Annotated in this window: 9 protein-coding genes and 1 tRNA gene; 5 read left to right on the top strand and 5 right to left on the bottom strand. The window is 67.2% G+C overall.

The window, feature by feature from the left end:
• Positions 1 to 177: 177 nt before the first annotated feature.
• The 3 genes from MKD38_RS01815 (at position 178) to MKD38_RS01805 (ending at position 2,924) form a co-directional block, all read left to right on the top strand.
• Entirely contained in the window at positions 178 to 1,566 is a 1,389-nt protein-coding gene (locus MKD38_RS01815; RefSeq protein WP_252674391.1) for an FAD-binding oxidoreductase, read from the top strand.
• A 114-nt stretch (positions 1,567 to 1,680) separates the two neighbouring features.
• Positions 1,681 to 2,598: a polyphosphate kinase 2 gene (gene ppk2 / locus MKD38_RS01810; protein ID WP_112773483.1), complete on the top strand. Its 918-nt coding sequence runs from the start codon at positions 1,681 to 1,683 to the stop codon at positions 2,596 to 2,598.
• A gap of 68 nt (positions 2,599 to 2,666) precedes the next feature.
• Complete coding sequence (locus MKD38_RS01805) at positions 2,667 to 2,924, top strand: hypothetical protein (RefSeq protein WP_252674390.1); 258 nt, start codon at positions 2,667 to 2,669, stop codon at positions 2,922 to 2,924.
• A gap of 40 nt (positions 2,925 to 2,964) precedes the next feature.
• On the opposite strand, the gene MKD38_RS01800 is transcribed toward MKD38_RS01805, so the two are convergent.
• From MKD38_RS01800 to pepN, 3 genes are all read right to left on the bottom strand, one after another.
• A tRNA-Thr gene (locus MKD38_RS01800) sits at positions 2,965 to 3,040 on the bottom strand.
• Between the two features lie 145 nt (positions 3,041 to 3,185).
• On the bottom strand, positions 3,186 to 4,202 hold the full coding sequence (locus tag MKD38_RS01795; protein ID WP_012352281.1) for a class 1 fructose-bisphosphatase: 1,017 nt from the start codon (positions 4,200 to 4,202) through the stop codon (positions 3,186 to 3,188).
• Positions 4,203 to 4,283: 81 nt separating this feature from the next.
• Entirely contained in the window at positions 4,284 to 6,995 is a 2,712-nt protein-coding gene (gene pepN / locus MKD38_RS01790) for an aminopeptidase N (protein ID WP_252674389.1), read from the bottom strand.
• Positions 6,996 to 7,280: 285 nt separating this feature from the next.
• On the opposite strand from pepN, the gene MKD38_RS01785 reads away from it, so the two are divergent.
• Positions 7,281 to 7,907 carry a DUF4136 domain-containing protein gene (locus tag MKD38_RS01785; protein WP_252674666.1) on the top strand — a complete coding sequence of 209 codons (627 nt, stop codon included), beginning with the start codon at positions 7,281 to 7,283 and terminating at the stop codon, positions 7,905 to 7,907.
• A 337-nt stretch (positions 7,908 to 8,244) separates the two neighbouring features.
• Complete coding sequence (locus MKD38_RS01780) at positions 8,245 to 10,566, top strand: NADP-dependent malic enzyme (RefSeq protein WP_252674388.1); 2,322 nt, start codon at positions 8,245 to 8,247, stop codon at positions 10,564 to 10,566.
• A 103-nt stretch (positions 10,567 to 10,669) separates the two neighbouring features.
• On the opposite strand, the gene MKD38_RS01775 is transcribed toward MKD38_RS01780, so the two are convergent.
• Together MKD38_RS01775 and MKD38_RS01770 are read right to left on the bottom strand one after the other, a co-directional pair.
• Positions 10,670 to 10,915: a hypothetical protein gene (locus MKD38_RS01775; RefSeq protein ID WP_115706372.1), complete on the bottom strand. Its 246-nt coding sequence runs from the start codon at positions 10,913 to 10,915 to the stop codon at positions 10,670 to 10,672.
• Positions 10,916 to 11,154: 239 nt separating this feature from the next.
• Positions 11,155 to 12,222 carry a porin gene (locus MKD38_RS01770; protein WP_252674387.1) on the bottom strand — a complete coding sequence of 356 codons (1,068 nt, stop codon included), beginning with the start codon at positions 12,220 to 12,222 and terminating at the stop codon, positions 11,155 to 11,157.
• Positions 12,223 to 12,368: the final 146 nt, after the last annotated feature.

Here is a 12,368-nt window from a genome sequence, read left to right as displayed (position 1 = left end):
AGGCCGCGCGGCCACGCCAGGATTTGGCCCCACCCGCGGAATGCGCCGGACGCAGCGCGCATTTACATTCTCGCGGTGCCTGCCTTAAATGATGAAGTCATCGGTCCTCGTGGCCATTTTTTTGCTCCTGACGCCGCGTGTCGTCCGATGTTTCCAACCAGCATCGGGAGGCAGATCATGGCTCAGCCATCGCAGGAACATATTGAGGCACTCAAGGCGCAGCTGCGCGGGCGCTTGCTCCAGCCGGGCGACGGCGGCTATGACGACGCGCGCCGGATCTGGAACGCGATGATCGATCGCCACCCGCAGTGGATCGTGCAGGCCGCGGGCGCTGCCGACGTTGCGGCGGCGGTGAACTTCGCGCGCGAGCACGGCGTGCTGCTGTCGATACGCGGTGGCGGCCACAACATTGGCGGACTGGCGATCTGCGAGGGCGGCATGGTGCTGGACTTGTCGCCGATGCGCTCGGTGCGCATCGATCCCCACGCGCAACGCGCCTGGGTAGAGCCGGGCGCCACGCTGCGCGACTTCGACCACGAAGCGCAGGCGCAGGGCCTGGCAACGCCGCTCGGCATCAATTCCACCACCGGCGTGGCCGGGTTGACGCTGGGGGGCGGCTTCGGCTGGCTCAGCCGCAAGTTCGGCACCACGGTCGACAACCTGGTGTCGGCGCAGGTCGTCACCGCCGACGGCAAGCTGGTGCGCGCCAGCAGCGACGAGAACGCCGACCTGTTCTGGGCGCTGCGCGGCGGCGGCGGCAACTTCGGCGTGGTGACGATGTTCGAGTTCCGGCTGCACCCGGTCGGGCCGCAGGTCTATGGGGGACTGGTCGTCTATCCGCTGGAGCAGGCTGCCAGCGTGCTGCCGGCCTATCGCGAACTGTATGAATCGATGCCCGACGAACTGACCGTGTGGGTGGTGCTGCGGCAGGCGCCGCCGCTGCCGTTCCTGCCGCCCGAGGTGCACGGCAAGCCGGTGGCGGCGCTGGCAATCTGCTATATCGGTCCGCCGGAGCAGGGGCCGCAACTGGTGGAGCCGCTGCGCCAACTTGGCACCCCGTATGGCGAGCACCTGGGGCCGATGCCGCTGACCGCGTGGCAGCAGGCCTTCGATCCGCTGCTGACGCCGGGCGCGCGCAACTACTGGAAGTCGCACAACTTCGCGGGCCTCGACGACGGGCTGATCGCGATGCTGATCGAGCAGATCGGCAAGCTGCCGTCGCCGCAATGCGAGGTCTTTATCGGCGCGATGGGCGGGCAGACCAACCGCGTCGCGCCTGACGCCACCGCCTATGCCAATCGCGACGCCAAGTTCATCATGAACCTGCACGGGCGCTGGGACAGCCCCGCGGACGACGACCGGTGCATCGGCTGGGCGCGCGAGGTGTTCCGCGCGGCGGCGCCGTTCGCGCTGGGCAGCGTCTATGTCAACTTCCTCACGCAGGAGGAGGTTGACCGCGTCGGCGCTGCCTACGGGCCCAATTTCGACCGGCTGGTGGAAGTGAAGCGGCGCTACGATCCCGACAACCTGTTCCGCCATAACCACAACATCAATCCCGCGGGCTGAAAGGCGTAACACGTGCGGGGCGGGGCAGGGCGACCTGCTCCGCCTTCACGCGGCTGCAATACGGCCATGCCAGCATCGCCGCGACCGCGTTGTATCCACAGGGGGAGCAAGCAGATGAGACCGGGTGAAGCAGAGCTGGTGCGGCGCATCCACAACGAGGTGGCCGACTACTACGACGAAGAGATCGAACTGGAACTGGACGACCGCGAGGCCAGTGAGGCCTTCGGCGATCCCGTGCACCTGGACGACCAGGCCGAGCAGGACAGCCGCCGGAAATATTTCCGCGAACTGTTCCGGCTGCAGGGCGAACTGGTGCGGCTGCAGAGCTGGGTCGCAGCCACCGGGCACAAGGTCGTGATCCTGTTCGAGGGGCGCGACGCCGCCGGCAAGGGCGGCGTGATCAAGCGCATCACCCAGCGGCTGAACCCGCGCGTGTGCCGCGTTGCCGCGCTGCCCGCGCCCAACGACCGCGAACGCACCCAGTGGTACTTCCAGCGCTACGTCGCGCAGCTGCCCGCCGCCGGCGAAATCGTGCTGTTCGACCGCAGCTGGTACAACCGCGCCGGCGTCGAGCGCGTGATGGGCTTCTGCACCGACGACCAGTATGAAGAGTTCTTCCGCTCCGTGCCCGAATTCGAAAAGATGCTGGTGCGTTCCGGCATCCAGGTGATCAAGTACTGGTTCTCGATCACGCACGACGAACAGCGCCTGCGCTTCCTGAGCCGCATCCATGACCCGCTCAAGCAGTGGAAGCTCAGCCCGATGGACCTGGAATCGCAGCGCCGCTGGGAAGACTACACCCGGGCCAAGGAAATCATGCTCGAGCGTACCCACATCGCCGAGGCGCCATGGTGGGTGGTGCAGGCCGACGACAAGAAGCGCGCGCGGCTGAACTGCATCCATCACTTGCTGAGCCTGGTGCCGTATGCCGAAGTGGAGACCCCCACGGTGGTGCTGCCCGGGCGCGAGAGACACGAGGATTACGTGCGCCAGCCGGTGCCGAAGGAGATGATCGTGCCGGAGGTGTACTGAACGATGCCCGGCGCCTAGGGTATCCACGGGGTGCGCCATCGGCCCCATGCCGAAGGCGGCTACCTATAATGAAAACGGCCACCCCGACATCCGCGGCGGCCGTGATCGTGGAACTGCTAGCTTTCTGGGCGGCCATGCTTGCCGCCTATCTCCTGATGAAGCGTGCCGGCTGCTTCAGCCAGCCGGTGCTCTATCCCGATCTGGATCACCCCTTCCGCTACTGGTGGGCGCAACGGCTGGGGCGCCAGCCGGCGGCATTGCCGCTGCCCCCCTGTACACCGCCGCCATCGCAAGAACGCAGGCAACAAAAAACCCGGAGAGCGTGACGCTGTCCGGGTTTGCGCGGGCTGGGCCCTGGAATTCTGGTGGTGCCGAAGAGAGGAATCGAACCCCCGACCTTCTCATTACGAATGAGCTGCTCTACCGACTGAGCTACTTCGGCAACATGTTCCGGCGATCTGGAACAGCCCGCAATAGTAGCAGCGTTTTCCGGCCTTGTGAAGCCCTCTTGTGTCGCCGATGTCATCCGGCGCCGGCACGAAAAACGGGGCGCGGAGCGCCCCGTTTCAGGCTGGCCCTGGCCGGTATCAGGCCTTGGCTTGCGCTTCCTGGTGGTAGCGCGTGACGCGCTCCACTTCGTTCTTCGAGCCCAGGATCACCGAGACGCGCTGGTGCAGCTTTTCCGGCTGCACGTCGAGGATGCGCTGCTCGCCATTGGTGGCGGCGCCGCCGGCCTGTTCGACCAGCATCGCCATCGGGTTGGCCTCGTACATCAGGCGCAGCTTGCCGGGCTTTTCCGGCTCGCGCTTGTCCCACGGGTACATGAAGATGCCGCCGCGGGTCAGGATGCGGTGCACGTCGGCGACCATCGATGCCACCCAGCGCATATTGAAGTTCTTGCCGCGCGGGCCTTCGTCGCCGGCCAGGCACTCGTCGATGTACTTGCGCACCGGCGGGGCCCAGTGGCGCATGTTCGACATGTTGATGGCGAATTCCTTGGTGTCTTCCGGAATCGTGACGTTGGACTGGGTCAGCACGAAGCTGCCGGCCTCGCGGTCCAGCGTGAACATGTGCACGCCGTTGCCGACCGTCAGCACCAGCGTGGTCTGCGGGCCGTACACCGCGTAGCCGGCGGCGACCTGGTGCGTGCCGGGCTGCAGGAAGTCGGCCTCGGTCACGGTCTGGCCCGGCTTGGGCATGTGCAGCACCGAGAAGATGGTGCCGATCGAGACGTTGACGTCGATGTTCGATGAGCCGTCGAGCGGGTCGAACATCAGCAGGTATTCGCCCTTCGGGTAGCGGTTGGGAATCTCGTAGAACGATTCCATTTCTTCCGACGCCATCGCGGCCAGGTGGCCGCCCCATTCGTTGGCGTCGAGCAGCACTTCGTTGGCGATCACGTCCAGCTTCTGCTGGGTTTCGCCCTGGACGTTGCCGGTGCCGGCCGAGCCCAGCACGCCGGCGAGGGCGCCCTTGCTGACGGCGTTGGAAATGGCCTTGCAGGCGCGCGCGACCACTTCGATCAGCAGCCGCAGTTCGGGCTGGATGGTGTTGTGCTTGCGCTGTTCCTCGACCAGGTAGCGGGTCAGGCTGATGCGAGTCATGGTTGGTTCTCCTTGGATGGCCGCAATTCTACATGCCCGGCCGCGCCGGACCGGGCATCGGGGGGCGTCGGCCGGCCGCGCTCAGCCGGCCAGCGCCTTGCCGACGATCTCGCGCACGTCGCGCGACAGCGTGCTGCAGGCGGCGACGCGTTCCAGCTCGGCGCGCATGCGGTCGCGCAACGCCAGTTCATATTTCTGCCAGCGGTCCATCACCCGCGCCAGGCGCGCCGCCACCTGGGGGTTGATGGCGTCCAGCGCCAGCACCTGGTCGGCCCAGAAGCGGTAGCCGGAGCCGTCTTCGGCGTGGAACTGCGCCGGGTTGCCGGAGCAGAAGCTGAAGATCAGCGAACGCGCGCGGTTGGGGTTGCGCAGGTTGAAGGCGGGATGCTCCATCAGCGCGCGCACGGTGTCGATGGTGCGCTTGCCCGCGTGCGGGCCACCGGGCTGCGGGCCGACGCTGCCGCGCTGCATGCCCTGCAGCGAGAACCACTTGTCGATCACCAGCGCGTCGTCTTCGAAGCGCTGGTAGAAGTCCGCCAGCGCATGCTCGCGGCCGGGGGCGAAGCTGTTGACCAGTGCCGACAGCGCGGCGAAGCGGTCGGTCATGTTGTCGGCATTCTGGTATTGCTGGTCGGCCAGCGCCTGCATCGCGGGGTCGCCGCTGTCGGCCAGGTAGCCGAGCGCGAGGTTGCGCAGCGCGCGCTTCGCCGCCGGAGCGGCATCGGGCGAATACGGGCCCGGCGTGGCATTGGCTTCGTAGGCGGCCAGCCAGTCCGCCTGCAGCGCGCGCGCCAGGCCTTCGCGCATGAACTGGCGCGCGCGGTGGATGGCGGCGGGATCGGCCACGCCCATGCGCTCGGCCAGGTAGGCCTCGGCCGGCAACACCAGGGCCTGCTCGCGGAAGGCGGGGTTGAGCGTGTCGTCGGTCAGCACCGCGCGCATGGCGCGCACCAGCGCGGGATCGAGCCTGAGCTCGCGCCCGGCCTGCACGTCAGCCACCAGCTGCAGCAGCGCGCGCGTGGCCAGGCGCTGGCCGGCTTCCCAGCGGTTGAAGGCGTCGCTGTCGTGCGACAGCTGGAAGGTCAGCTGCGCGTCGGTGTACTCGGCATCGACGATCACCGGCGCGGAGAAATTGCGCAGCAGCGACGGCAGCGGGGCCTCGGCGCCGCGTGGCAGGTTGATGAAGCGGAAGCTCTGCTCGGCCTGCGTGAAGTCGAGCACGCGCGTGGTGCCGGCGGGCGCGCTTTCGCCTTCCAGCTGCAGCGGCAGGTCGTGGCCGTCGGCGCCCAGCAAGCCCAGCGCGAACGGGATATGGAAGGGCTGCTTGTCGGGCGTGCCGGCGCGGGTCTCGATGCCGACCTTGGGGCAGCGCTGCGACAGCGTCAGCGTCAGGCTGCCGTCGTCGCCGTTCCACGCGGTGCGCGCGGTCACCACCGGCGTGCCGGCCTGGCTGTACCACAGCCCGAACTGGCTCAGGTCGCGGCCGTTGGCATCGGCCATGGCGGCGCGGAAGTCGTCGCAGGTCACGGCCTGGCCGTCGTGGCGCTGGAAGTACAGGTCCATGCCCTTGCGGAAGCCGTCGCGGCCCAGCAGGGTCTGGTACATGCGCACCACCTCGGCGCCTTTCTCGTACACCGTGACGGTGTAGAAGTTGTTGATCTCTTCGTAGCTGTCGGGGCGCACCGGATGCGCCATCGGCCCGGCGTCCTCGGGGAACTGCACCTGGCGCAGCACGCGCACGTCCTCGATGCGCTTGACCGCGCGGCCCGATTCCGAGCCCATCATGTCGGCCGAGAATTCCTGGTCGCGGAACACCGTCAGGCCTTCCTTCAGCGACAGCTGGAACCAGTCGCGACAGGTCACGCGGTTGCCGGTCCAGTTATGGAAGTACTCGTGGCCGACCACTGCCTCGATATTGGCGAAGTCGGTGTCGGTGGCGGTTTCCGCATTGGCCAGCACGTACTTGGTGTTGAAGATGTTCAGGCCCTTGTTCTCCATCGCGCCCATGTTGAAGTCGCCCACGGCGACGATCATGAAGCGCTCGAGGTCCAGCTCCAGCCCGAAGCGGCGCTCGTCCCAGCGGATCGAATGGACCAGCGAGTCCATTGCGTGGCGGGTCTTGTCGAGGTCGCGCGGCTCGACCCACACCTGCAGCAGCTTGTCCTTGCCGGAGGCGGACTGGATCCGTTGCTCGATGCATTCGAGCTTGCCCGCGACCAGCGCGAACAGGTAGGACGGCTTGGGGAACGGGTCTTCCCACACGGCTTCGTGGCGGCCATCGGGCAGTTCGCGCTGGCTCACCAGGTTGCCGTTGGACAGCAGCACCGGATAGGCGGCGCGGTCGGCGCGCAGCGTGACGCGGTAGGTCGCCATCACGTCGGGGCGGTCGAGGAAATAGGTGATGCGGCGGAAGCCCTCGGCCTCGCACTGGGTGAAGAAGTTGCCGTTGGAGACATAGAGCCCCGACAGCGTGGTGTTGGCCGCGGGCTGGCACGCGGTGGTGATTTCCAGCGTGCCCTGCGCCGGCAGGCCGGCAAGCGTCAGCGTGCCGCCGTCCTGGGTGGCGTTGGCCACGGGCTTGCCGTCCAGGCTGACGCCGATCAGTTCGAGTTCTTCGCCGGCCAGCACCAGCGGCGCGTCGGGGGCGCCCGCCGTGCGCGCGAAGCGCAGCGTGCTGGTGACGACGGTGCGCTGGGGATCGAGCTCCAGCACCAGCGCGGCGTGGTCGATGGCGAACGGCGGCGGGGTATAGTCCTTGCGATAGACGGTAACGGGCGTGTCGGTGCGCAGCATGGAGGGATCCTGTCTTCGGTAGACCGTTAGGAAAAAGGGGGCGGCCACGCGAGCAAGCAGAGCATGGCGCTGAAGTCCTCATTGTAGCCAAGGGGTCGGGGCGCGGTCTGGCGGGCGCCGCACCAAGCGGGCGCGGGGAATTCCGCGGCGCCGGCGTGGTCTCAGAGACACGCAGGGTTTCAGTGGACAGAAGGGCGAGGTAGCACTATGTGGCAGCGCGCAGGCGGGGTCGGCAATGAAGAGGCAGCGGGCCGGTGGCCGGGGCTGCGCAGGACGTGGGGCGCGCTGGCGCTGCTGGCGGCGCTGCTGCTGTCGGGGTGCGCCAGCACCGTGACCACCGATGTCACGGCGTTCCGCCTGCCGGGCTGGCAGAACGACGCGCCGCGCACCTACAGTTTCGAGCGCAGCGCCGAGCAGGCGGCCCAGCTTGACCGGCAGACCTATGAACAATGGCTGGCGGCGGCGCTGGCCGGGGTCGGCTTCGAGCAGGTGCCAGCCCGGCAGGCGCGCTACCTGGTCAGCATGGACTACGACTCGGCGCCGGGGCTGGTGCGCGTGGCCGAGACGGTCTACCCGGACCCGTGGTACGGCCCGTGGGGCCCGTACTGGGGTCCGTACTGGGGACCGGGCTACTACCGGCCGTGGGGGCCATGGGGCCCGTGGGGTCCGGGCTACTGGCCGCCGCAGACGGTGGTGCGCGACGTGCCGGTGACGTTCTCCAGCCTGCGGGTGTATTTCAAGGACGCGGCCAGCGGCAAGCGGGTCTGGCAGGTCACCGCGCAGAACCAGGCCGAGAACGGCAGCTTGCCGGCGATGATGCCCTACCTGATCCGCAGCGCCTTCACCGACTTCCCGTCCGACAGCGGCCGTCCGCGCCGGGTGACGCTGGAGGTGGAGAAGAACGCTAAGTAGCGCGACCGCCATCAGCTGCCACCGGCCGTCCCAGGCCCGGCAGTGCAATGCGTGCGGATGCATGCAGGAGCATGCTTCTGCACCGCCATTGCATACCCAATGGTAAAAGCTGTTTAACGGCCAGAATCCGCGCAAAATGCCGCCCGCAGGCGTGCCGCGGTGGTACTTTGCGCGGGCGCGTGGGCTAGAATAGCTGCTCGATTTTTCCGGCCTGGCGGCCGGAATCGTCAGTTTCGCTGCCAGAGCTTGTCCTTCGCTGCCGGCTTGTCGCTTGAGCCGGGCCGAACCATGGCGGGAGAGGGGCGCTTCCGGTCCGGGCCATTTTCCGGACGAGCCAATGAGCAGCAAGACCAGCGGTGATGCACCGCAACATGCCCCGAACAGTCCTGAAGCGCAGCTGCGCCTCGCCGCGCTGGAATACCACCGCAGCCCGACCAAGGGCAAGATCCAGGTCACCGCGACCAAGGCGCTGTCCAACCAGCGCGACCTGTCGCTGGCCTACTCGCCGGGCGTAGCCTACGCCTGCGAGGAAATCGCCAAGGACCCCGCCACCGCCGCCGAGTACACCTCGCGCGCCAACCTGGTGGCCGTGGTCACCAACGGCACCGCCGTGCTGGGCCTGGGCGACATCGGCCCGCTGGCCGGCAAGCCGGTGATGGAGGGCAAGGGCTGCCTGTTCAAGAAGTTCGCCGGCATCGACGTGTTCGACATCGAGCTCGACGCGCGCGACCCGGACAAGATCGTCGAGATCGTCGCCGCGCTGGAGCCCACGCTGGGCGGCGTCAATCTGGAAGACATCAAGGCGCCGGAGTGCTTCTACATCGAGCAGAAGCTGCGCGAGCGCATGAACATCCCCGTCTTCCATGACGACCAGCACGGCACCGCGATCATTTCGACCGCGGCGCTGCTCAACGGCCTGAAGGTGGTTGGCAAGGACGTCGCCAAGGTGAAGCTGGCCGTGTCCGGTGCCGGCGCGGCGGCCATTGCCTGCCTCGACACCATGGTCAGTCTCGGCGTGAAGCGCGAGAACATCTCGGTGGTCGATTCCAAGGGCGTGATCTATGTGGGCCGCGACGCCAACATGGAAGCCAACAAGGCCCGCTACGCGCAGGACACCTCGGCGCGCACGCTGGCCGACATCGTCAAGGGTGCCGACGTCTTCCTGGGCTGCTCGACCGCCGGCGTGCTGACCGGCGAGATGGTCAAGACCATGGCCGACCAGCCCATCATCCTGGCGCTGGCCAACCCCGAGCCCGAGATCCGCCCGGAAGTGGCCAAGGCCGCGCGCCCGGACTGCATCATCGCCACCGGCCGTTCGGACTACCCGAACCAGGTCAACAACGTGCTGTGCTTCCCGTACATCTTCCGCGGCGCGCTCGATTGCGGCGCGACCAAGATCACGGAAGCGATGAAGCTGGCCTGCGTCAAGGCCATCGCCGAGCTGGCCGAGGCCGAGCTGAACGATGCCGTGGCCGCGGCCTACGGTGGGCGCGAGCTGAAGTTCGGCCCGGACTACATCATCCCGACGCCGTTCGACCAGCGCCTGATCGAGAAGATCGCGCCGGCGGTGGCCAAGGCCGCCGAAGAGTCCGGCGTGGCCACGCGCCCGATCAAGGACCTGGAAGCGTACCGCCAGCAGCTCTCCACCTACGTCTACCACACCGGCCTGATCATGAAGCCGGTGTTCTCGGCCGCCAAGGCCGCGCCCAAGCGCGTGGCCTATGCCGAGGGCGAGGAAGAGCGCGTGCTGCGCGCGGTGCAGGGCGTGGTCGACGAAGGCCTGGCCCGTCCGATCCTGATCGGCCGTCCGCACGTGATCCAGATGCGTATCGACAAGGCCGGCCTGCGCCTGAAGCCGGGCGTGGACTTCGAGCTGATCAACCCCGAGGACGATCCGCGCTACCGCGCCTACCATGAGGCCTACCACGCGCTGCGCGGCCGCGACGGCGTGACCCCGGACATGGCCAAGGTGGCGCTGCGCCGCTCCAACACGCTGATCGGCACCATGCTGATGCACATGGGCGACGCCGACGCGCTGCTGTGCGGCACCGTGGGCCGCTTCGAGGCGCACCTCGAGCACGTGCGCGATGTGATCGGCCTGGCGCCGGGCGCGCATGTGTTCGCGGCGATGAACGCGCTGATGCTGGAGAAGTACACGCTGTTCATCACCGACACCTTCGTCAACGACGACCCCAGCGCGGAACAGCTGGCGGCCATCACCCAGCTGGCCGCCGAAGAAATCGCGCGCTTCGGCCTGCAGCCCAAGGTGGCGCTGATGTCGCACTCGATGTTCGGCTCGTCGACGCGCCCGTCGGCGCGCAAGATGCGCGAGGCCGCGCAGATCCTCGCGCGCGAGGCACCGCACCTGGAAGTCGAAGGCGAGATGCAGGGCGATGCCGCGCTGGTCGAGGACGTGCGCCGCCACTTCCTGCCGTCGACCAAGCTCGCCGGCAGTGCCAACCTGCTGGTGATGCCGACGCTGGACGCCGCCAACATTGCCTTCAACCTGCTCAAGATCACGGGCGGCCAGGGCGTGACAGTGGGCCCGATCCTGCTGGGCGCGGCCAAGCCGGTGCACATCCTGAACCCGCAGGCCACCACGCGCCGGATCGTCAATATGACGGCCGTTGCCGTGGCCGAGTGCAACGCGGTGCGCTGATTCGCCGCGCGGCGTTTGCCATGCAAAAGGCCGGGTCGATGACCCGGCCTTTTTGTTTGTTGCCCCGCCGCATCCGCGCGGCCAGGGCCGGTTGGGATGGTGGCTATTGCAGCACGTTGTACTGCTCGCGCATGACCACGATAATCGATTTTGCCGCTGCGAGCTGGTGTCCCAGGTTATCGATGGACTCCTGCGGGAAATCGACCTCGGCGCTCCAGTTGCAACCGGTATGGTCAGGCTGGTGCATTCGCACCGCGTGCAGCTCGCACTCGCCGCACTCGGGGTTGTTGTCGAGGCACTGGTTCAGGATGGCCATCAGTTCAGACCGGGTCTTCGCGTATCGCCGCATGTGTCACCTCGCTGTCATTGGTTTTTGAGGCCTGGAACACCAATCTAGGAAGCGCGCCGGGGCCAATCCAATTGAATCCGCCTATGGAGCGGCAGTTTCCAATCCGGCGTGGGAGCGCCGCAGGCGTGGCGCAGCGCAGCATTATTGAAGTGGAGCCATTGCGCGCGAGGCGCGCCGTGCGCAAAGAAAAAGCCCGCCGGAAAGGCGGGCTCCAGTGCTGCCGGTGACGCTTCAGCGCATCAGAACTTGTGGCGCACGCCCACGCCGAAGGTATCGCCGTGCTCGATGCCGGTGATCTTGTCGTAGTAGTAGGCGGCGTACACGTCGGTGCGCTTGGACAGGTTGTAGTCGTAGGCGACGGCAAAGGTATTGCGCTTGAAGTCGCCCAGCGAGTTGTCGACCTTGCCGTAGGCGTACGAGGCCAGCAGGTTGCCGGCGCCGATCGGCACCGAGGCGCCGAACTGGCCGTCGATGTGCTTGATGTCGCCCGACGGCGCGGTGGTGGCGCGGGTCTTGATGTACTGGCCCTGCGCGAACAGCTTGACCACCTTGAAGTCGTAGGACAGGCCGATCTGCGCGGCGTCCTGGCGCGACAGGCCGAGGTCGGACATGTCGGTCGGCACGTTGTTGAAGCGCACCTGCTGGTAGGCCACGGTCGCGGCGAACGGGCCGTTGAAGTACAGGACGTTGCCGCCGAACTTCTGCTTGCCCGCGGCGCCCGGCTGCTCGCCGAAGCCGTAGATGAAGTTGGCGGTCAGGCCGCCGAAGTTCGGCGTGCTGTACACCACCGAGTTGTTCCAGCCCGAATCGCCGATGATGCCGGGATCGGCGACGGCGCCGCTGACCGCGCCGAAGTAGGTGTGGAAGATCGTCGGCGAGAACACGTACGAGTCGACCAGCGGGTTGAACAGGATGGTCGAAATGAAGTACGGCGTGGTGTTGCGGCCCAGCTTGATGGTGCCGGCCTTGTCGTTCTGCAGGCCGACATAGGCGTTGCGGCTGAACATCGAGTCGCCGTTGAAGCGGCCGCTGTTGCCGCTGTCGGTACGGAAGAAGCCGTTCAGGTCGAAGATGGCCTTGGTGCCGCCACCCAGGTCCTCGGTGCCCTTGATGCCCCAGTAAGAAGTCTGCATCCCGCCCGAATTGGCCACCCATGCGCGCTCGCCCGAGCCCGGGCTCTTCACGCCGCCGACGAACATGTCGGCCTGGCCGTACAGCGTGACGCTGGACTGGGCCATGGCCGCGCCGGAAAAAAGGGTAGCCGCTACCGCCGCCAGCTTGAGCGCCGGCTTGTACTGCTTCTGCATTGTTAGACCTCCGTGGTTTTGATCCTGCTTGGAACGTTGTGTACTGGGTCCCTGACGGGTTCTTGTCATGTCTTTGTGCTTTTATTCGTGCCGCCTGGCCGGGGCTCGGTGGGGTGTTGCATGGGAGGCCGGCGGCATCGGGGTAC

The organism is Cupriavidus sp. WGlv3 (genome assembly GCF_023952475.1).
GTDB lineage: Bacteria > Pseudomonadota > Gammaproteobacteria > Burkholderiales > Burkholderiaceae > Cupriavidus > Cupriavidus phytorum.
The sequence above is the reverse complement of the archived record's forward strand: the minus strand, read 5'-3'. Positions and strand labels throughout refer to the sequence as shown.

Bases quoted from the DNA above. Each gene is read 5' to 3' on its own strand.
- pepN (WP_252674389.1), bottom strand. From the start codon at position 6,995: ATGCTGCGCACCGACACGCCCGTTACCGTCTATCGCAAGGACTATACC.
- MKD38_RS01780 (WP_252674388.1), top strand. From the start codon at position 8,245: ATGAGCAGCAAGACCAGCGGTGATGCACCGCAACATGCCCCGAACAGT.
- MKD38_RS01775 (WP_115706372.1), bottom strand. From the start codon at position 10,915: ATGCGGCGATACGCGAAGACCCGGTCTGAACTGATGGCCATCCTGAAC.
- MKD38_RS01805 (WP_252674390.1), top strand. From the start codon at position 2,667: ATGAAAACGGCCACCCCGACATCCGCGGCGGCCGTGATCGTGGAACTG.
- ppk2 (WP_112773483.1), top strand. From the start codon at position 1,681: ATGAGACCGGGTGAAGCAGAGCTGGTGCGGCGCATCCACAACGAGGTG.
- MKD38_RS01770 (WP_252674387.1), bottom strand. From the start codon at position 12,222: ATGCAGAAGCAGTACAAGCCGGCGCTCAAGCTGGCGGCGGTAGCGGCT.
- MKD38_RS01815 (WP_252674391.1), top strand. From the start codon at position 178: ATGGCTCAGCCATCGCAGGAACATATTGAGGCACTCAAGGCGCAGCTG.
- MKD38_RS01795 (WP_012352281.1), bottom strand. From the start codon at position 4,202: ATGACTCGCATCAGCCTGACCCGCTACCTGGTCGAGGAACAGCGCAAG.